The 18,714-nt window shown below is 61.0% G+C and carries 16 protein-coding genes; 2 read left to right on the forward strand and 14 right to left on the reverse strand.

Features of this window, described 5'->3' with window-relative positions; all coding sequences use genetic code 11:
• Positions 1–11 precede the first annotated feature (11 nt).
• The 10 genes from ACI5FR_RS21795 to ACI5FR_RS21840 all read right to left on the reverse strand — a co-directional run bounded on the left by ACI5FR_RS21795 (position 12) and on the right by ACI5FR_RS21840 (position 9,336).
• On the reverse strand, positions 12–1,055 hold the full coding sequence (locus ACI5FR_RS21795) for a polyprenyl synthetase family protein (protein ID WP_405458228.1): 1,044 nt from the start codon (positions 1,053–1,055) through the stop codon (positions 12–14).
• Positions 1,052–2,443, reverse strand: a complete 1,392-nt coding sequence (locus ACI5FR_RS21800; protein WP_405458230.1) for a hypothetical protein — start codon at positions 2,441–2,443, stop codon at positions 1,052–1,054. Before ACI5FR_RS21800 ends, ACI5FR_RS21795 begins: the two co-directional genes overlap by 4 nt.
• A 23-nt stretch (positions 2,444–2,466) precedes the next feature.
• Entirely contained in the window at positions 2,467–2,910 is a 444-nt protein-coding gene (locus ACI5FR_RS21805) for a hypothetical protein (protein WP_405458233.1), read from the reverse strand.
• 12 nt (positions 2,911–2,922) lie between these two features.
• The gene (locus tag ACI5FR_RS21810) at positions 2,923–3,300 is read right to left on the reverse strand and encodes a hypothetical protein (protein ID WP_405458234.1); all 378 of its coding nucleotides are present in this window, start codon (positions 3,298–3,300) and stop codon (positions 2,923–2,925) included.
• 25 nt (positions 3,301–3,325) lie between these two features.
• Positions 3,326–4,231: a hypothetical protein gene (locus ACI5FR_RS21815; RefSeq protein WP_405458236.1), complete on the reverse strand. Its 906-nt coding sequence runs from the start codon at positions 4,229–4,231 to the stop codon at positions 3,326–3,328.
• A 21-nt stretch (positions 4,232–4,252) separates the two neighbouring features.
• A complete protein-coding gene (locus ACI5FR_RS21820; protein WP_405458239.1) occupies positions 4,253–5,188 on the reverse strand; it encodes a hypothetical protein in 936 nt (311 codons plus the stop codon).
• Between the two features lie 13 nt (positions 5,189–5,201).
• Positions 5,202–5,795, reverse strand: coding sequence for a C39 family peptidase (locus ACI5FR_RS21825; RefSeq protein WP_405458241.1), 594 nt, complete (start codon positions 5,793–5,795; stop codon positions 5,202–5,204).
• A gap of 275 nt (positions 5,796–6,070) precedes the next feature.
• A complete protein-coding gene (locus ACI5FR_RS21830; RefSeq protein WP_405458244.1) occupies positions 6,071–7,465 on the reverse strand; it encodes an enolase C-terminal domain-like protein in 1,395 nt (464 codons plus the stop codon).
• Positions 7,462–8,337 carry a sugar phosphate isomerase/epimerase family protein gene (locus tag ACI5FR_RS21835; RefSeq protein WP_405458247.1) on the reverse strand — a complete coding sequence of 292 codons (876 nt, stop codon included), beginning with the start codon at positions 8,335–8,337 and terminating at the stop codon, positions 7,462–7,464. Before ACI5FR_RS21835 ends, ACI5FR_RS21830 begins: the two co-directional genes overlap by 4 nt.
• 15 nt (positions 8,338–8,352) lie before the next feature.
• Entirely contained in the window at positions 8,353–9,336 is a 984-nt protein-coding gene (locus ACI5FR_RS21840; protein WP_405458249.1) for a hydroxyacid dehydrogenase, read from the reverse strand.
• Positions 9,337–9,465: 129 nt separating this feature from the next.
• Between ACI5FR_RS21840 and ACI5FR_RS21845 the strand changes: the two genes are divergently transcribed.
• The gene (locus ACI5FR_RS21845; protein ID WP_405458251.1) at positions 9,466–10,239 is read left to right on the forward strand and encodes a helix-turn-helix transcriptional regulator; all 774 of its coding nucleotides are present in this window, start codon (positions 9,466–9,468) and stop codon (positions 10,237–10,239) included.
• Between the two features lie 8 nt (positions 10,240–10,247).
• Here the strand turns inward: ACI5FR_RS21845 and ACI5FR_RS21850 are convergent, their stop codons facing one another.
• Positions 10,248–14,894 carry a DEAD/DEAH box helicase gene (locus ACI5FR_RS21850; protein WP_405458253.1) on the reverse strand — a complete coding sequence of 1,549 codons (4,647 nt, stop codon included), beginning with the start codon at positions 14,892–14,894 and terminating at the stop codon, positions 10,248–10,250.
• Between the two features lie 81 nt (positions 14,895–14,975).
• On the opposite strand from ACI5FR_RS21850, the gene ACI5FR_RS21855 reads away from it, so the two are divergent.
• Positions 14,976–15,650: a uracil-DNA glycosylase gene (locus ACI5FR_RS21855; protein WP_405458255.1), complete on the forward strand. Its 675-nt coding sequence runs from the start codon at positions 14,976–14,978 to the stop codon at positions 15,648–15,650.
• 56 nt (positions 15,651–15,706) lie between these two features.
• On the opposite strand, the gene ACI5FR_RS21860 is transcribed toward ACI5FR_RS21855, so the two are convergent.
• The 3 genes from ACI5FR_RS21860 to ACI5FR_RS21870 all read right to left on the reverse strand — a co-directional run bounded on the left by ACI5FR_RS21860 (position 15,707) and on the right by ACI5FR_RS21870 (position 18,706).
• On the reverse strand, positions 15,707–16,351 hold the full coding sequence (locus tag ACI5FR_RS21860) for an ankyrin repeat domain-containing protein (protein ID WP_405458257.1): 645 nt from the start codon (positions 16,349–16,351) through the stop codon (positions 15,707–15,709).
• A 260-nt stretch (positions 16,352–16,611) separates the two neighbouring features.
• The gene (locus ACI5FR_RS21865) at positions 16,612–17,691 is read right to left on the reverse strand and encodes a Gfo/Idh/MocA family protein (RefSeq protein ID WP_405458258.1); all 1,080 of its coding nucleotides are present in this window, start codon (positions 17,689–17,691) and stop codon (positions 16,612–16,614) included.
• 118 nt (positions 17,692–17,809) lie between these two features.
• Positions 17,810–18,706: an AraC family transcriptional regulator gene (locus ACI5FR_RS21870; RefSeq protein ID WP_405458259.1), complete on the reverse strand. Its 897-nt coding sequence runs from the start codon at positions 18,704–18,706 to the stop codon at positions 17,810–17,812.
• Positions 18,707–18,714: the final 8 nt, after the last annotated feature.

The raw sequence follows: 18,714 nt of genomic DNA on the forward strand, positions 1-18,714 counted from the left end.
CCTCCTTTATGTCAAAAGCTGCGGTCCACAACATACAGCGCGATATCCTCCAGCGCCTTGCGATACCGGTTGCGCGGGAAAGGCTTCAAATACTCGAGCGCGTCCAGCGCCTGGCTGCGGGCATCCGCATAGGCGCGGTTGAACCCGGCGGTGTGGCGTACGGCTACCACGCCCGTCTCAAGCTCCTCCCGCGAATACTCCGCACCGCGCATAATCCGGCTGACCGGATGCCACGGGCCCAGCTCCTCCATCGCATATAGAATAGGCAGCGACATCCGGCGGCGGGACAGATCCATCCCCCGTGTCTTGCCGGAGGCCGCATCGTCTTGGACGAAGTCGAACAAGTCGTCCATGATCTGGAATGCCCGGCCGACCCGGCGGCCGTAGAAGCCGGCTCTGCGGGAATCGCTTGTTCGCCCGCCCGCCAGCGTGGCGCCCGATTCGCACGCCAGTCCGAAGAGAATGGCGGTCTTCCGCTCGATCGTCTCCATATACCGCTTCCGAAGCTCGGCCGGGGATAGCGAGGGGTCGGTCTCCAGCTCGTCGAGCTCTCCGCAGCAAATGCGGAATGCCGTATCGAGCACCAGCTTCACGAGTCCCATGTCCTGCTGCGTATCGATGGCATCCACGAATCCGCGGATCGCTTGCACGAATTGCATATCGCCGATCAAGATCGCAGCCTCCACGCCTCGCGACGCGTTGACGGACGCCATGCCTCGGCGGACGAGGGCATCGTCGATAATGTCGTCATGGATCAGCGTCGCCACATGGAGCATCTCGAGCGAGACGGCGCCTTGGATCGCCTTCTGCGGCAGCGGAGTGTCGGGACCGTGCAGCATCCGGGCGGACAGAAGCATCATCATGGGCCGGAGCTTCTTGCCACGGCGGTACAAATTGTATTCGGTGTCCGACAAGTAGGGCTGCTGGGGCTTGAGCGCCTGCTCCATCATCTCGGCGTACCGCTCCAGGTCATCCGCCAGCAGCTCAACCCGGATCCGATCGATCGGATCCGGTTTTGCACTTTGCGTCAGAGGTGCTGCAAGCGGCATTTTCATGGGCGGTTCGTCCCTATTTCGCCCGTTTCATAAGCGGAAGCTGCATATTCCCCTACCGATCGCGACAGATGATCTACGATGGAGTCGTGGAGCAGGCTGCGGATGAAGGACATACTCTCTAGCCGCTTGCGGGCGATTTGTCCGGCGTCGCCGATCCAAGCGGAATCGTCGATGTCGAGCTCGTAAGCCGGCAGCTCGAGGCGGACCGAGCCGGTGCGGCACTTCGCGCCGTTCGGACCGGCTTCGAGCACGAGCTCGACGAACGCCTCTACGCCGCCAATCTCGGCGAAGAGCGCTCCTTCGAACAGCGGTTGCCCGGCAATAGCTGCTTTTTCCGCTTTTTGGCGCATCGTCGCTTCGAACAGCTGGCGAAGCCGGTGGCGGTCCTGCTCGTCGAGGACGACCCAGTCCGGCCGCCTCGCGGCAAGGCCTCCGCCGGGACCGTTGCCTTGAGCGATCACGTCCATCATCTCTTCGTCGCTCACTTGCGGCAGATCCTGATCATGCGCCTGGACGGTGCCGTGCACGTCCGTCGCTTTCAGCTCCTGGATGTTGTCCTTCGTGTTGTTCGTCGTCAATGTCACTCCTTTGCCGAAGGATAGAGCGGCTTTGGCCGCATTCCAATACTTGCTGTCGGGCGTCGGGCCGACCGACGGATCGAAGTCCGGGTCCGACCAGACGCAAGCGCTGGCCACGTTCAACTGCTGCACGAAAGCGTTGGCATTGTATGTAAGATTGCCGGTGTACGTTTTGTCGGACTTGTTCACGACGCCATCCGTCTTCACCGCCTCGTGCGTATCGGCCGCCATCTCCTTCGTCGCGCCGTCGGCTCTCCACAGCGGGGTCAGCGCGGCATTCTCCCGGAACACCTCCTCGTACACCTCGTTGTGTTCGTTATAGAGCCCCATGAGCTTTTGCCCGTTTTCGGTCTGCTGTAGCTTGGTCCGTTGATCGCGCGCTTGACCCAGCCACTCCTCCTGCTGCGGGTCCAGATCCCCTCCGTCGTCCGGATCGGCGCCGCCTTGGGTGGGCCGGCTCGCCTCCTGGGCCATATCCATCAAGTTCCCGGCCGTGTCCAGGTCGACGATCGGATCGTACTTGGCCTCCACCGCATACCTGCCTTCCAGTCGAACCCCGTCCAGCCTCAGCTCTAGGGCGACCCGCTCGCCTGCCGCATCCCTGTCGGATCCGACCCATTGCATCCGGTCAAGCCCGAGCAGCTTCAAGCCCGTCATGCGGTAGCTGAGCGCCCCCGTCTCATAGGCATGCCCTTGCGGCATAGCCACCGTGCGTGCGAGCGGATAGGCCGGGGTGTCGCCAAGCGGTACGACGGCCCCGAATTCGGCGATATGCCGGTTCCACGCTTGTGTGAATTTCGTCTTGTTCATTCTCATTCTCCGTTCTTCATAATTTAGTCGACCTTCACGTCACCGGTCGCGAGCAGCATGCCGTTGTAGGTAGAGAGATTCAGCGTCTGTACAGTCAAATTGACCTTTACCCCGGCCACGTCCAAGCTGTAGCCGAGCGGGCTGCCGAACTCGATCTTTTTCTCCTTGCCTTTGATCCCGTTATGAAGACCGTCTTGAATCCCGGATTGAATCAGCTCCCCGACCGCATACACGGTACCGACTCCGGCCCCTCCTCCGAGCAGCGCCCCTGCCGGACCGGCGAACAGCCCAAGGATCGACCCCGCGATCGCTCCCCCTATGATCGTGCCCGTACTCGGGGTTGCCTTTATCTTGCAATCTCCCAGTTGATCGACTTTGACCGTCAGATCGTTGGGGGTAGCGCTGATGCTCAAGTCCACGACCGGCTTTCCCGGATCGATGCTGATATCGTAACTAATGAATCCCATGCTTCGTCCTCCTTACGTTACGTGGATGGAGCCTTGAACCAGGAGCATGCCGTTATACCCGGTCAGGCTTAAGTCTTGCGGGGCGAACGTCAACGTTTCCCCTTCGATGGAGACCGAAGACGGCGTAATCGACATAGGCTCGAACGAATAACCGTTGATCAGCGACTTCGTCATGCCGGGCAGGATCGTGCCCAGGAATTGGGCGAGCGGCCAAGCGACCCCGGATAATATTTGCTCCGACACGTTCCCGGAAGGCGTCAGCCTCACAATGAAGTTGTCGACGTCCCTTACGGTGGCCCGCAAAGTCGTGTTGGAAAAGCTCAAACCAAGCTTCACACCCAGACGGGACGGCTGAGTCGTCGCGTCGTAGCTCAAACCGATATCAGACATAAACAATCACCTCCTCCGGTTATGTTTAATAGCTTTTGAAGGCGTCGGTAATGACACTCAGTACGTCCACCCCGGCACTTGCGGACACCTGAACGCCAATCGAAGCGTTAACCGTTGTCAAATCCGTTGGGGAGACGCTGGCCGATACGCTATTCAATTGGACATTGGCGTGGTAGCTCGCTTTCCCGATCCCGAAGCTTTGGCTGCCGGACGCACCGGTCGATTTGCCCTGCAGGCTTCTCGTTCCTTGATCGGCGAGCAGCTGCATCGTCCCCGGACTCATGAGCACGGAGAATCGGCCTCTCGGCAAGCTGCCGATCGCGGGCGGCTGCGGGGCCGGCTTGCCTGCCAAGCTCGCGGCTACGGCGAGCAGTCCGTTGCCCGCGGCCAGGACGAACGGGCCGAACGATACGCCCTGGAATTGGATGTTCGGCAGCTGCCTGCCCGAAAGCATCGTGCCTACCATGTCCAGGATGCGAGGGATGAGAATTTTATCGTAAATGACTTTGTCGATTTTGGAAGCTTGTGTGAGATCGATAACGACGGCGAGAGGTTCTATGGTGATGGAGTTTTGCGAGAGGCGAACCGTACAGATGGCATCGAAGGAGGTGGTCGTTTCCATGACGGAGCCGGATGCCGTTTTCTGAACCTTGATTTGCGGGATATGTACGACGATGGCTGGGGCTATTGGAGCTGTAAGAGTTCCGTCCTTTTTCACGGATGCATCCCACTGGGCTTTCGTGGGAGCGTTCAGGCTTAGGAGGGGTGGGGCTTCCACACTCCAGCCTACTGTGGCATTCACTCCCGCAATTTGGATCGGCTGGTTGCCGCTGAACAGCTTGCTTCGGAAGCTGGGTCGCCCATACAGGGAGGCGACGATTCCATTGAGGGTAGACTCGTCGATGCAGATTGAGACGTCGAAGGCGCTCATACAGGTCTCCTTTCGGCTCGGTTAAAAGGTTTTGGTCGCCGCAGTAACGGCGCATGGACCGCCTATACCAAGGGGCTTGAGGGTGGCGGTGAACCCGAAACCGATATTGGCGCTGAGCTTCGTCCGATCGTCGGCATGGGTGGTGATCGAATCGACGCTGTTGACCTTCGCCTCCCATTCGTACTTCAAGACGCTTTTGTAATCCCCGTTGTCGGAAAAGATTTGATTGACGAGCTGCGACTGGGCAAGCTCGGAAGCGGCATTCTCCAACAAGGTTGGACTGAGCAGAAGAAACAGCGGTTGATTCGGCCACTGCACCCCGGTAATGTCGACCGTTTGTTTGGCTTTGAGGCTGGCCGCCAGGATGAGCTGATTGTTCTGAATCGCCGCTATGGGAGGCGTCAGCTCGATCGAGACGCCCGATTGGGAGAAGGAGAGCGGAGGAATGGTTAGGCCGGCCAGCATTTGCTGCGCTTGCGGCAAAATGCGGGGCAGGATGACTTTGTTCAGGATGAATTTGTCCCAGCCCTTCATTTGCGTCTCGTCCAGCCATATCGATGCCGGGTAGAACGTAGCTTTACTGTCTTGGATAGCGAGGGTAGCGAACACAACGACCTTCGTCGTGCCGCTAACCGGCTGTGCGCTGCCCATTGTATAGCTCGCGGCGAACGTGGGCATGACGAGCTGAAACGCGTTCACAGTCGGTCTCGCACCCGCATCCGGGTGATTGCCGCTGCTGTCGATGGACTGTGCCCATTGATCGGCCGGCGGCGGACTCAGATCGAACGTCGGCGGGGCTTGAATATCCCAGTCCGCGGTATAGGTTAGCTTATTGAACGTCCCGGTTTCGGTTCCTTTGAAAAATTTGGCGCGTGCGCCAGGATCCGCGTGAAGCTGTGCGGCTCCTTTGTCAAGCGTCGTACTGTTTAGACCAACCGCTACGTCGTATTGGCTCACGATTTCATCTCCCTCATGATCTTATCGTTCCGGCAGTCGGCGGACACGTCCAGTACGTCCCTCGCCAGTATCCGCCGGTGCCCCGGTAATGAGCCGGGAACGCGTCGAACTGCTGTACGGACGGACCGAGCAACGGATCCTCCACGAACAGTTCGCGGGAGCCGGCGCTATACCCGGTGACAACCGCATAATGCGAGCCGCCGGTTTTCCAATCCACTGCCAGGCAGACCGGCCGGCCGGTGTCGATCTCCGCCTGAATCCGCTCGAACGCCGGTCTGCCCGGACTCCAATGGCTGAAGCAGCCGACCAGCTTCAGAGCCTCGTCGAGCATCGCGGTTGCATCGCAGCGGGCGCGCGTGTGCGGGTCCTCGCGGATGCCGGTGCAGTCCAGCCCGAGCAGCGTGCCGGCTACTTCGTGCTGCGACAGATGCGGCAGGCCGTAGTAATCGCCGAGCGATGCGGCTATGGCCGCCCAGCACCAATGCTCCAGCTCTTGCCGCTGCAGGGCGAGGTCGAGCACGTACGTCTCCTTCTCGCCTACGGGGACTCTGGCACCGCCGGAATAAACTTCCCGCTTGGCTGCAGGCGGCTCGATCCTCCATCTCATGATCCTTTTCACCCCCTTCCTTTTACACACATGTAAACTATATCCTAGTAAGATTTTGTCAACAATGCTCCGTTGGACCTTGTAATCGGACAGAAACATAAAAAAAACCGCCGATTTCGACGACCATTTTTGGTACCATTTTCCTATTCTAATTTACAATCGCCATGATGCCAGGCTTTGCCGGCCATCGATGGCAAACAAAAAATCAGCGGGGCTTCAGGACTAGTTCTTCGTCCCAAAGAGCCGCTGATCAGTGCTGCAATTATGGCCGTTTTCTAGCTTCGGAACGCCGGTTCGGGGAGGGTCCGCGCGATTTCATCGAGCCGATACCCGAAGCCGGGACCGCCAATCGTATGCAGACGAACCGTCCCGTTACGCCGCTCGTAAAGGCCGGGATGCACGGCGGCCTCCGCTCGCGAGGCTTCCGGGTAGAACTGCATCCCGTTCGTCTCGACCCCCATGATCGTGCCGGCGTAAGCGCCGAGGAGCAGGTGCGGGATTTGCGCCAGCATCGGATTCGTAAGATCCTGAACCATCAGGGTCATGCCATGCGCCTTCGCCCATACGAGGCTGAGCAGAGCCCCCGTCTGCGTCTTGCAAGTCTTAAGCGCCACGCCCGTCCAGCCGAGCTCGCGTCCCAGGCGAACGAGCTCCCAATCATGGGCGCTCTCATCCATGAACAGGGGCTTCCGTGCGCTGACGCTGCGGACGTCGAGCCGGTGGGCGTGCAGATCGTAAGGGAACGGCTGCTCGATGTACAAAATCGATTTGTAAATGTCCGGCTGCTCCAGCATCAATCGGTCGAGTATCGCCGTCACATAGGCCGGATCCTGCACCTGGCAGTTGAAGTCGGCTGTAAGCCAGACGACTCCGTTCGTGAGGGCGATTCGCCCTACTTGCAGCAGTCGGTCGTAATCCCAGGCCGCGTCGTTGCCGGTCAGCTTGATCTTCAGGCACGTCAGCCCGTCCCGCTCGATCCAATCCTCCAGGGCGTACGGATAGCCGTCGTCCGGCTCCGCTCCGGTCAGCTCATGGCGGAACAGCATGTCCTTGCCGCCGACCAGGTGCCACGCCGGGACCTGCTGCGCAGGCTTGACCAGGAACTGCTCCGGGTATAGCCCTTCGAAGCTTGCTGACGATCCGGCAGCGGGCGTAAGATAGGCTCCCAAATCACGGTTCATGTAAGCGGCGTTGTACGTCTCGTACACGGGGACGCCGTTCACTTGGCCAAATCCGTCATGCAGCGCCAGATCGAAGGCCGAGAAGCATACGAGCGCAGCTAAGTACGGCAGCGGCTCGGACAAGCCCGACTCGGCATTGAAGCGATCCACGAGTCCCGGGAGCCGTTCCTGCATGTACCGGTGGCCCAGCTCGAATGCATGGCCACTCTCCGCCCAGCCCGACAAATCCCGGGCGATATGCAGGCAGAACGACTTCAGCGCTTGCTCCCGCACCTCATAGCCGAGCGAACTCGGCCATACCCATTGCACGCTGAGCGGGGTTTCGCCCCAGCCGTCGGCCTCCCCGCCTTGCCGATTCCTGACCCGAACGCGAGCTCGGGCGCACGTGACATGTGTCAGCGTCTCCGCGCCGAATTTCAGCGGAACGCGCGTTTCGACCGGCAAGTAATACAGCTCCACGCTTTGAATCGTCATATCGGTCGGTTTCATTGCGTTTCCTTCACTCCCCTCTCCACGGACTTCTCCATCGCCATCTCCATTGTATGCCGAATATAAGCCGCTTCTTCCTTCAACGTCGTCAGGAGCCGTTCCGGCTCAGCTGTATGATAGAATGGCTGGAAATTGAACACCCCGCCGAACTCCGCATCCCGAAGCGCTTCGGCGATCGTCGACCAGTTCGTTACCCCCTCCTGGCAGGGCGCGAACTCCGGCTGCCAGCCTTTCGCAGGCGCCGTCCGCTCCTCAGGGTTATGCCGGTAGCGCCCATCCTTGACGCCGATGGCGGCCAAATACGGGCCCAGGCTCGCAATCGCCCGGCGCCAATTCTCCGAGCCCTCCCGGAATTGATTGCCCGGATCGAGCATAATCCCGACTTGTTCCGCCGGCAGACCGCGGACGACGTAAAGCGCAGCCAGCGAATGCGGGATGAGCATTTGCCCCCCGTGGTGCACTTGGTAGACGGCTTTCAGCCCGTACCGGGCGCACAGCTCCGCCATCCGCTCCATCGAGGCGCGGGCACGGTCCAGCTGGACGAACATCTCCTCTTGCTCGTTGTAAGCGAAATACGACATCCGGAACGACCGAATTCCGGAGGCGGACATGACTTCCAACGGGGTGGTGTCATGGGCAAGTTGTTCGGGCGAGTACCCGGTTGTGGCGAATTCCACCCTCAGCCCCCGCTGGCGCATTGTGCGAACGAACGCTTCCGTCTCCTCCGACATGTTGGCGGGCGTGACCCAAAACCCGTCGCGGACGACAAGATCGACCGCATCGAATCCCGACTCCGCCGCGGCCGCGGCCAACTGCTCGGAGCTGAGGGGTTGCAAAAATTTCGGAAATAACGAGTACATGATCGCTTTCATGCTCAGCGCCCCTTTCTAGGCCAACCGGTCCAGCATCTCCCAAGTGACGGTCATTCTCGGTTTGCCCCCCTGCGTGAACGCTTCGATGTCTTGGACGACCTGACGGCCGATATGAATGCTCGGTCCCCCTGCGATATGCGACGTATAGACAGCATTCGGCAGGTGCCGAATCGGATTGTCCGAGGCTGCCGGCTCCGGGTCGGAGACGTCGAGGAAGGCGAACAGCCGCCCTTTCTGCAGCTCCGCGATGAGCGCGGCCTCGTCGATGCAAGCGCCCCGCGAAGCGTTGATGAATACGGCGTCGTCCTTCATCGCCTGGAACTCGCGTGCTCCTAGCATGTGACGCGTCTCAGGCGTAAGCGGCGTGTGGATCGTGATGCCGTCGGCCGCTCGGCACAGCTCCAGGACGGACTCGGCCTTCGTCGCGCCGAGCGTCTGCGCCTCTTCGGCCGAGAGGAACGGATCGTACACGAGGAGCATGGCCCCGAACGGCCGCAGCAGCTGCATGACTAGACGTCCGACCTGCGACGCTCCGATGACCCCGATCGTCGACACGGCTAGATAGGACCGTCCCGGCAGAGGTGCACGAAGGTTCGTCCGGTTGCTGACCACATTCGGCAGTACCCGACGCATCCCAATGATCAGCTCGCCCAAGACGAGCTCGGCGACCGTTTGCCCGATCGCAGGGGCGCACGAGGCGATGAGCAGCTCCCTTCCTTTCAGCTCGTCCGTGAAAAACCCTTTCACCGATCCCGCCGCATGCTCCCACAGCTTGATCGTAGGACACCGGTCCAGGATGGCGCCGGTTGGAGTCACCGTACGCCAGGAGCCTACGACGACATCCGCTCCGTGCAAGAAGTCGAAAGCCTCTTCCTCGGTCAGATGCTCGTCCCGTTCATTCCAGCGTACCTCACCGAGCGTTTCCAGCCCATCGCGGCTTTCTTTTGAAAAGATTGCATTTTGCATACTGACCGGCAATAATACTCGTATATGCGTCACTGGCTTGCACCTCTTCTATGCTAAGATGGAATCAGCCTAACTGTACCACTCCCTACTGCCCGGACGAATGGCAGAATGCGAGATAAACTTATCTTTTTGTACACTCATCCTTTAGGAGCTGATCGTCTCATGAACGCCGTGAACCTGCTCATTCTGGAAAAAATGCGCAAATCCGATACTGGCCGAATTCCCGTTCACGCTCACCCGTTCTGGCAGTTGGAGCTCGCCTTGGGCGGTCCGATCGGCGTGTGGCTCGACAGCGGGCAGGATGTGCTGCAAGAGGGCGATATGCTGCTCATTCCGCCGGGAACGGACCATGCTTTTCTGTATGAAAAGCTGGACTGCGCTTGGATCACGATCAAATTCGAATGCGAGCCTAGGGCGGTGCCCGAACCGAAGGTTCATCGGCTGCCGCGCTCCCGGCTGAACGAGAAATGGATGTCCTTGATGGAGACGATCGTCTCGGAGCCTGTCCTGACCAGGGCGGAGAAGATGTTCGTGGAAGGGCTGCTCCAGGCGTTATGCCGGCATTTGGCTGAGCGGGAAGCGGTTCAGGAGACCGGCTCCGAGCACCCCCTTGTCAGAAGCGTAACGGATCGGGTGCGAGAGCAGGGAGGACGTCCGGTCAGCATTGGGCAGCTGGCGGAGGAGATGGGCTACACGCGAGGCTATCTGTCGGCTCAATTCCGTACGGCTAGCGGAGAGAGTCTGAAATCGTTTATCGACCGGACGCGGCTCGACAAAGCGAAGGAGCTGCTGCTGTACAGCGAGAGCGTCATTGCGGAGGTGGCGGAGTCGCTGGGGTTCAAGGATTTGTTTTCGTTCTCGCGGTTTTTCAAAAAAGGCGCCGGCGTAAGCCCGAGAGCCTTTCGCCAGCGCCATCGATTGAGGGAACAGGGGTAGATATGTTGCTAGGATCTTGTCCGGGAGGCCTGTACTGACGCGCCGTTCCCGTTTAGCGAGCTCAGCCAGATGACCGCGGAACCTCGGTCCCGTTCCGCCCCCAGCCGCTCGAACAACCGGGCGGCATCCGAATCGGCAATCGGCACGCCGTTCCACGTATCGACCACCAGTTTGCGGATGCCGCTTAGCCGGAACAAGGCCCGGATCATGGCTTGCATGGAACGGAGATAGACCGCGTCCTTACTTCTGTCCGCAGCAGGGGCGGACTCTGGAGTTAACTCGTATATTCTTCGGCCGTTATTTTCGATCCAGAGGATCGGCCGGCCAAGTCTAAGAACGACGAAGTGGCCGGCTCTTCTCGCGAACGCCGGGGCCGTCCCCTGGCCGGACTCCGACTCGGCGACCTCCGGCCATGGCACGAGCAGTCCGTGCGGATTCGCCGGATCGACGGCGCTCAGCACGACCCACGGCGTCTCTCCGCCCGTCGCCGGGAGGGGCTGCCGCAGCGCTTCCACATCCGGTGGCGTGGAATATTGCAGCTCCCGAACCCCGCGTACCCACAAGCCGCGCGTCAGCAAGCCCCATGTCTCGAGCTGCCGGATCGGCTCGTTCAGCCGGTCGGGCGCCACGTCCAGCCGGTCGGCCAGCATGATCTTCGTGAACAGCCCGTAGCTGTTCATCAAATGTTGGATCCAACCTGTTAACACGGTGTCGGTTGGCGGGGTTGGGGCCGGATCGGAGATGGTATCGTCACGTCCGTTCTCCGGCGTCTGCACATCCAACGTCTCTAGCAAATACCATCGGCCTAAGCCCGATTGGAACTTGGCGCTGCTTCGAGAGCTGCCCGTTCTCGCGCTTGTTCGGGCGGCCGGCTTGCTGCCGCCGGATGCCCCGTGCAGACGCATGGGCGCGAACTGGTCGTTCGAGACGTACCCGTCCCACGCCAGCCGTACGAGCTCCTCCAGCAGCTCCGACGGCAAGAGCCCGGTATCCCGGCTTAAGGCGGTCAGGAAGCTCGCGCCTTTCTCCCGGAGCCGCTCAACCAAAGCAAGCGATTCCGGCCGTTCCGGTGGCGTCCGATTCAGGAAAGGTCGGTACAAGCTTTTGGACTCCGTCAGGAAAAACGCGATTTTCCCTTCCTTGTCCCCTTCCGCCTTGCGTCCCAGCCAGATGACTTCCCCCAGGGCACACAGCTGATCCAGCGTCTCCTTCCGATAGTCGGGCAGCCGAGTTGGGAATAGGATCGTCTCCCAGTGGGACAAGGGCAAGTACAAGCCTTGCAGCTTCTCAATAACGCCTCGCAGCTTGTCGGTTGGGGCGAGCGAAGCATAAGCGTCGGCGTCATCGTACTGGATGAGCTGCAGCTTCAGGATCCGCTCGCTGAGCCGCGACACCTCGACGGGTTCGGCCTGGCGCCGAAGCTCGCGCGCCGACAGCCGGACCATCTGCTCCGCCGCTTTGCTGCTCGTCCATAACGCCTCGCCCTCGTCCGCGAAGGGTGAGCGCTCAACAAGCCCTTCCTCCGCCCATCGCGCCAGCAGCCGCTCGGCGTCCTTGTCCGGCAGCCCGAACCGCTGTTCCAGCTGCTCTTCCGTCACGTAGAGCTGGCGATCGACGTAGCGGCCTACGATGAACCGGACGGACTGGGGGTCTTGCGGGAACGCTGCGTACGTGGCCGCTTCATCCGCGCAGATCCAGCGTTCTTCGCCCGCGAGCCCGATTTGCTTCACCCGGTCCTTCGCCTGCAGCTCGCCGATCCAGGGATTGATGCTGGATGCCCGGTCTTCGCCGACGAGCTTCCTCAGCTCGTCCTCCGTGCTGTCTCCCCGCTGCTTGAGCACTTTGTATAGATCGGCGGCATCCTCCACCGCCTGAGGTACGTTATCCGTCCATTCGCCCGTTCCTTGCGGGTCCAGCGTCTCGATCAGCTGCTTCATCGCCGTCGTGCCGAACGCACGGACCGCGGCGTCCTTGTTGATCGCCATCAGCTGCAGCTGAATGTCCTTGGCCAGCGCATCGGACTCGTAGATTTGCTGGTTCGTGAATTCGAAGAGGAATTGCATAGCATAGGGGGAAGGCGCCATGCTCCGATGCACCGACACATGAATGGCCCCGGACGCGATGCCTTCCAGCGTCTGCATGAGCGAGCCGGAGTCCAGCATGTCCTCCAGGCAGACGTCCATCGCTTCCCGGATGAGCGGGAACTCATCCGCGAACGGCAACGCGTCGCGCAGCAGCGCCTCGCTGCGCAGCCGCTTCACCCAGAGGGGCGTGCGGCCATAGTTCCGCGCGAGCAGCAGAGACGTCTCGGCGAGCCGCCGGAACGCTGCGCCGAACAGCGGCGAGCCGGCGATCGACTCGCGCAGCAACGGCTCGACCTTCTCGGCGGTCACGCCGAGGATGAGCTCGGTCCAGCTGCTGTCCCATTCGGGGAACACGAATTCGATGCCGTTTTCTTTCACATAAGAAAAGAACCGATAGGGCAGCGCCTGATCCAGCACCCGCTGCAGCACGAGCTGCCACGTACGGTTGACCCTGCGCCCGAGCAGGCTGTGGATGACGAGATGCACATGCCCCGCATCGTCCTTGTATTGCTCGATCACGATATGCCGATCGGTCGGCACGCCGCACGCGCGGCGTTGTCGCCGTACGAGCGAGACGAGCTGCTCGGCCGCCGAAGCTTCCATGGCGTAGTTCGCCATGAGCCATTCAACCGCCTCGGCGGGGAGCGGGGTTGCATCCGCCGTATCCGCCGATTCGTCCGGCTCATCCTCCTCCGAAGGCTTCCGTTCGAGCAGCTCCCCGATCATCGCCCCGATTCTCCGGGACACCTCGATGGACCGTCCGGTCCCCTCTCCGCGCCAAAACGGAATTTCGCTGAATTCGTTCGTCGCCTCCCTCACCGTCACGCGGTCATTCTGGATCGACTGGATCATCCACGAGGAGGTGCCGAGCATGAACACGTCCCCGACCCGGCTCTCGTGAATGAATTCCTCGTCCAGCTCGCCGAGCTGCACGCGCGATTCATGATGGTACACCGTATACGCTGTGCTCTGCGGGATCGTCCCGGCGCCCAGGATGGCGGCCATCTTCGTATTGCTGCGTGCGGCGAGCGTGCCGGTGAGTTCCGCCTCCGCGTACTGCGCTTGCTTTGCGCTTCCGCTGTCGGTCCGCTCCCAGTCCAAAAGCGGCTTGCTGAACGGGTAGTACCCCGACAGCACTTGCAGCAAGCCCGCGAGGCGTGACCGGGTGAGCGCCCGGTAGCCGTAGCTGCGCCGCAGCAGCGCATACGCGCGCTCCGCGGCAACCGGGCCCGCGGCGGCCATCGCCACGAGCTGCTGCGCGAGGACATCCCCATCCCCCTCGGGGATGCGGATGTCCTCGATCGCGCGGGCGGCGATGTCGCGGGCGAGCAGCGCGCACTCGGCGAGCGCGCCCGGCTCGCGGGCGACGATGACGCCGCGGCTCACGTCGCCCACGCTGTGGCCTGCGCGCCCGATGCGCTGGATGCCTGCGGCCGCGCTCTGCGGCGAATCGATCTGGAGCACCAGATCGATGTGGCCGACGTCGATGCCGAGCTCGAGCGAGGCGGTCGCCACGAGGCAGCGCAGCTCGCCGGCCTTCAGCGCGCGCTCTACGTCGAGCCGCTTCTCGCGCGAGACGCTGCCGTGGTGCGAGCGCGCCATCTCGTAGCCGACGTGGTCGTTCAGCCGCAGGGTGATCCGCTCGCACAGCCGCCGGTTGTTCACGAAGATGAGCACCGAGCGCGCACCTTCCATCTTGGCGGTGAGCAGGTCGAGGAGTGGCCCCCAGACGGCCTCATCATTACCGCTCCGGCGCCGCCGTGTCGACTCCGGAATGGCCACGCTGAGCTCGAACTGTTTGTCCATTCGGCTGCGAACGATCACCGAAGGCCGCTCGTGTCCGGCCTCGTCGTACCCGACGAGGAACGCCGCGACCCGCTCCAGCGGCTGGATCGTCGCCGAGACGCCGATCCGCTGCAGCTCCCACCCGCACCACGCGTTCAGCCGCTCGAGCGTGACGGACAGGTGCAGCCCGCGCTTGTCGGCGGCTAGCTGGTGAATCTCGTCGACGATGACTTGCTCTACCGTCTGCAGCATGGCCCTCGCCTTCTCCGAGCCGAGGAGCAGGTACAACGACTCCGGCGTCGTGACGAGCACGTCCGGCGGATGCTTGATCATCGACGCCCGCGTGCTCTGCGTCGTGTCGCCCGTCCGGATGCCGACGGTTAGCCCTGGCCAGGGCAGCGCCTGCTCCCGCGCATACGCCTCCATCTCCGCCACGAACCCGAACAAGTGGTGGTGGATGTCATTGTTCAGCGCCTTGAGCGGCGTAATATAGAGCAGCCTGACCCCGCGGCGACCCGTGTGTCCGGTGTGTCCGGTGTGTCCGGTGTGTCCGGTGTCCCCTCCGTCACGAAGCTTCGCTTCGACGATGCGATCGAGGCAGGGCAGCATGCCCGCGAGCGTCTTGCCGGAGCCGGTCGGAGCGGCGATCAGGACCGCTTGACCGTCTTGAATCGCCGGCCAGGCCCTTAGCTGCACGTCCGTCGGATGGCCGAATGCCCGTCCGAACCAGCCGCGGATGACCGGATTGCGAATCCATTCCTCCCACGCTGCTTGTTGTTGCGCCATGTGCCACTCTCCTCTCTCGCATTCGAATATGATAGAATGATAGGGACATTGCCCCTAAAAAACAGGAGGACTTTACCCATTATGGCTGCCGTGCTGAACAACGATTGGGCACCGCTCTTGGAGCCGGAATTCGCCAAGCCCTACTACCAACAGCTTCGCCATTTTTTGGCGGACGAATACCGCACCGCGTCGGTGTTCCCGGACATGTACCATATTTTCAATGCACTGCATACGACTGGCTATGAGGCGACCAAGGTCGTCATTCTCGGGCAGGATCCCTATCACGGCCCTGGACAAGCTCATGGACTGAGCTTTTCAGTCCAGCCAGGTGTCCCGGCCCCACCCTCGCTGCAGAACATGTTCAAGGAGCTGCACAGTGACTTGGGCGTGCCGATTCCGCGTCACGGCCATCTGCTGGGATGGGCGCGGCAAGGCGTGCTCCTGCTGAACACCGTGCTGACCGTGCGGGAGAGCCTGCCCAATTCGCATAAGGGCAAAGGCTGGGAGACGTTCACCGACCGGATCATCGCGCTCTTGAACGAGCGGGTCCAGCCGGTCATCTTCGTCCTGTGGGGGAGCCACGCCGGCCAGAAGCGGCAAATGATCGATACGAACCGCCACTTTATCATCCAGTCCCCGCACCCGAGTCCGTTGTCGGCGCACCGCGGGTTCTTCGGCAGCCGCCCGTTCTCGGCGATCAATCGGTACTTGCGGGAAATCGGCAGCGAAGAGATCGATTGGAGCTTGCCTGAATAACGGCAATTCTCGAACCGCCTATTAGTACCTGTGCCGGGCAGCGATGCATCGCACCGTCAGCCGAGCAGCGCGATGAGCTCGGCGTCGCCGCTGTCCTGCGCCATCCCCCGCGGCGTCAGGCCGCGGTCGTTGGCCGCGAGCGGATCCGCGCCGTGCTCGAGCAGCAGCCGCACCATCGCGGCTTGCTTGTTGTGGACCGCGCTGTGCAGCGGGGTCCATTCCGATTGCTGGCGCGCGTTCACGTTCGCGCCGTGCTGCAGCAGCAGCTCCGCGATCGCGAGCTGCCGGGTCGCGGCTGCGCTGTGCAGCGGCGTCACGCGCATCGTGTTGTACGAGGCCGTCTTCACGTCGGCCCCGAGCTTGAGGAGCAGCCGGGCCACGTCCTCGTGCCCGAAGAACGCCGCGAGCCCGATCGGCGTGAACCCGTCGTGCGCGTAGCTGTTCAGCAGCTCCGGCTTTTGCTGCACCAGGCTGCGCACCGTCTCCAGCTTGCCGAGCGCGCATGCCTCGTATAGATTCAGCAGCGCCCCCTTCTCCAGCAAGTAGGCCACGATGTCCCGTGCCCCATAATAAGCCGCGAGCAGAATCGGGCTGTTCCCTTGGGCATCCCGCCGGTTGACCAGCTCGGGGCGCTCTTCGCAAAGCGACCGCACGGCCTCCAACTCTTTACGCTTTACAGCTTCGAATAACGCTTGGTCCATCCCGTTCGCCTCCTCTAGTTCATCTTTCTACTAATTTTCAGTATACCGGAAACCGTCCCAGTTGCAATGAAAGGACGTTACTCTAGAGCGCGGAAACCGACGGACGGCGAGGCTCTAAAGTAATAAAGTTACTCTAGAGCGCGGAAATCGGCCGACGCCGAGGCTCCAAAGTAAAAAAGTCACTCTCGTGCGCGGCACAAAAGCAAAAGAAACCTCCGAAGCAATCGCTCCGAAGGTTCTCACAGGCTCTATATCCCGACTTAGGCCGTCGTATAAATATGCGGGTTTTGGCGACGGCACTCTTGCATAACCGCCATCTGCTGGCGGATTTGCTCCGGCGTAATTTCCGGCGCCGCGCCTTCCGTCATCGTAGCGTACAGCTTCTTGTAGAGGGTGTTCGTCATCACTTCGAACGCGTTCATCCCCTCCGGAGCTACATTTTCCCAGTTGTCCTCATACCAGGTCAATTGCTCGCTGCAGTACGCCGGGTTGCCGTTCTTGTCGACGAGCGGCTGGGTGATCAGCTCTTGCTTCGGCGCTTCATCCGGCTTGAAGTACTTCCAAGTCAGTTTGCTCGAATTGCCCGTCAAACCTCCGTTCGTACCTTGAATCGTGAATTGCGCTCTCGGATAGACCGAGCAGGACGAGATCTCCAAGTCGATCGTCGGACGGCCCGGGCCGCGAAGGATGATCTTCACATAATCTTCGGCATCGCCGAACGTGTTAGCGCGGTCCATGATGCAAGTCACCTGCGGCATGAGGTCGGTGCCGAACAGCTGCAGCGCTTGGTCGACCGGATGCGGACCGGTGTTCAGCAGGTTGCCGCCGTTGTTGCTCTGCAGCGTCTGCCAGTCCCAGCGGCGGGCGAAGCCGTTGCTCGTGAAGTCGACTTGGACGATGCGGCCCAGGACGCCCGATTCGATGATCTCACGCATTTTGAGGAAAGCCGGCATATAGCGGGATTGCTGGAACACGGACAGACGCGCGCCCGACTTTTGAGCGGCGATCAGCTGGTCCACTTCCTCCGGGGTTTTCGCGAGCGGCTTCTCGCACAGGACGTTGATGCCGCGTTTCAACAGCTCCAGCGAGATCGGGAAGTGGAGATCGCTAGGCGAAGCGTTCACTACCAGATCGAGCTGCTCGTTCTCGACCATTTCCTGCCATGTCGCGTAAGCGTTGCAGCCGAACTCCTCCACCGCGCGCTTGCGGCGATCTTCCAATCCGTCGGCTACCGCCGTAATCGTAAATTTGTCCTTCAGCCGAACGAGACCGTGCGCGTGGATGTTGCGGCCGCTGCGGCCTTGTCCGATAATGCCTACTTTGATCGTTTTTGCGCTCATGCGATATGTTCCTCTTTTCAATAGGATGATTGCGGAAAATGCCAAAAAAGACGGCTACAAGGTAACTATACCTTGAGGCCGTCTTTTCCTCTTGCACTATTTTTGTTAGCCGATTGCTTTATTTTTCGCTGGGGGCAAACGTCTTTTTGTACTCGGTCGGGGTCAGTCCGGTCCGTTTCTTGAACGTGCGGATAAAATGGCTCAAATGCCGGAACCCCACCTGGAAGCACACTTGGGTCATCGTATGCACGTTTTGCCGAATGAGCTCCATCGCCCGCTCGATCCGCACTTCGTGCACGAAATCGACGAACGTCTGGCCCGTCTCTTTCTTGAACGCGTGGCTGAAGTACGCCGGCGTCATCCCGGCGAGCTCCGCGGCCTTCTCAAGCGGGATGTCCAGGCTGTAGTTGTCGCAGATGTACTGGATGACGCCGCCGAACGGCCGCTCCATAAGCCGGATCGGGTTGCCCGGTTGGCGCTTCACCGTGAACTTGCGCGACTCCCGCTCGATCAGAATGAGCAGCTTCACGAGGCTGATGCGAGTTGAGACTTCATAGCCGTGCTCCCGATGCTCGAATTCGTCCTGAATGTCGAACAGCAGCTGCTCTACGAGCGGTTGCTTGTCCTTGGAGATGTGCAGCCAGGGCAGCAGCTCGGAAGCGCCTTCCTCCTGCTCCTGGAGGATCATGTTCCAGACGTACGAATCCGCGAACGAGTGCAGCTCCTCCTGGACGAGATAAGGCATGAAGTCGACGAGCACGATCTCGAACTCCTTGCCGTCGAAGGCGTTCAAGCTGTGCTCGATGCCGGGCGGAATGATAAACACGTCCCCTTTGCCGACCGTAAGCGTCTTGCCTCGGAACTGGTGGCTGCACACACCCTTCATGACATACGCGATCTGCACGTAGTCGTGCATGTGCATAGGTTGTCTCAAGTTCTGCTGACTGTAGCGAATAAATTTGAAAGGATAGCCTTCGACCTTCTGATTCTTGTATTCGAATAGCAGGGTGCCCATGAAGCCGT

It is taken from the genome of Paenibacillus sp. HJGM_3, assembly GCF_045062745.1.
In the GTDB taxonomy this organism is placed as follows: Bacteria; Bacillota; Bacilli; order Paenibacillales; family NBRC-103111; genus Paenibacillus_AA.

Bases quoted from the DNA above. Each gene is read 5' to 3' on its own strand.
- ACI5FR_RS21795 (WP_405458228.1), bottom strand. From the start codon at position 1,055: ATGAAAATGCCGCTTGCAGCACCTCTGACGCAAAGTGCAAAACCGGAT.
- ACI5FR_RS21800 (WP_405458230.1), bottom strand. From the start codon at position 2,443: ATGAACAAGACGAAATTCACACAAGCGTGGAACCGGCATATCGCCGAA.
- ACI5FR_RS21805 (WP_405458233.1), bottom strand. From the start codon at position 2,910: ATGGGATTCATTAGTTACGATATCAGCATCGATCCGGGAAAGCCGGTC.
- ACI5FR_RS21810 (WP_405458234.1), bottom strand. From the start codon at position 3,300: ATGTCTGATATCGGTTTGAGCTACGACGCGACGACTCAGCCGTCCCGT.
- ACI5FR_RS21815 (WP_405458236.1), bottom strand. From the start codon at position 4,231: ATGAGCGCCTTCGACGTCTCAATCTGCATCGACGAGTCTACCCTCAAT.
- ACI5FR_RS21825 (WP_405458241.1), bottom strand. From the start codon at position 5,795: ATGAGATGGAGGATCGAGCCGCCTGCAGCCAAGCGGGAAGTTTATTCC.
- ACI5FR_RS21830 (WP_405458244.1), bottom strand. From the start codon at position 7,465: ATGAAACCGACCGATATGACGATTCAAAGCGTGGAGCTGTATTACTTG.
- ACI5FR_RS21835 (WP_405458247.1), bottom strand. From the start codon at position 8,337: ATGAAAGCGATCATGTACTCGTTATTTCCGAAATTTTTGCAACCCCTC.
- ACI5FR_RS21845 (WP_405458251.1), top strand. From the start codon at position 9,466: ATGAACGCCGTGAACCTGCTCATTCTGGAAAAAATGCGCAAATCCGAT.
- ACI5FR_RS21850 (WP_405458253.1), bottom strand. From the start codon at position 14,894: ATGGCGCAACAACAAGCAGCGTGGGAGGAATGGATTCGCAATCCGGTC.
- ACI5FR_RS21855 (WP_405458255.1), top strand. From the start codon at position 14,976: ATGGCTGCCGTGCTGAACAACGATTGGGCACCGCTCTTGGAGCCGGAA.
- ACI5FR_RS21860 (WP_405458257.1), bottom strand. From the start codon at position 16,351: ATGGACCAAGCGTTATTCGAAGCTGTAAAGCGTAAAGAGTTGGAGGCC.
- ACI5FR_RS21865 (WP_405458258.1), bottom strand. From the start codon at position 17,691: ATGAGCGCAAAAACGATCAAAGTAGGCATTATCGGACAAGGCCGCAGC.
- ACI5FR_RS21870 (WP_405458259.1), bottom strand. From the start codon at position 18,706: ATGGGCACCCTGCTATTCGAATACAAGAATCAGAAGGTCGAAGGCTAT.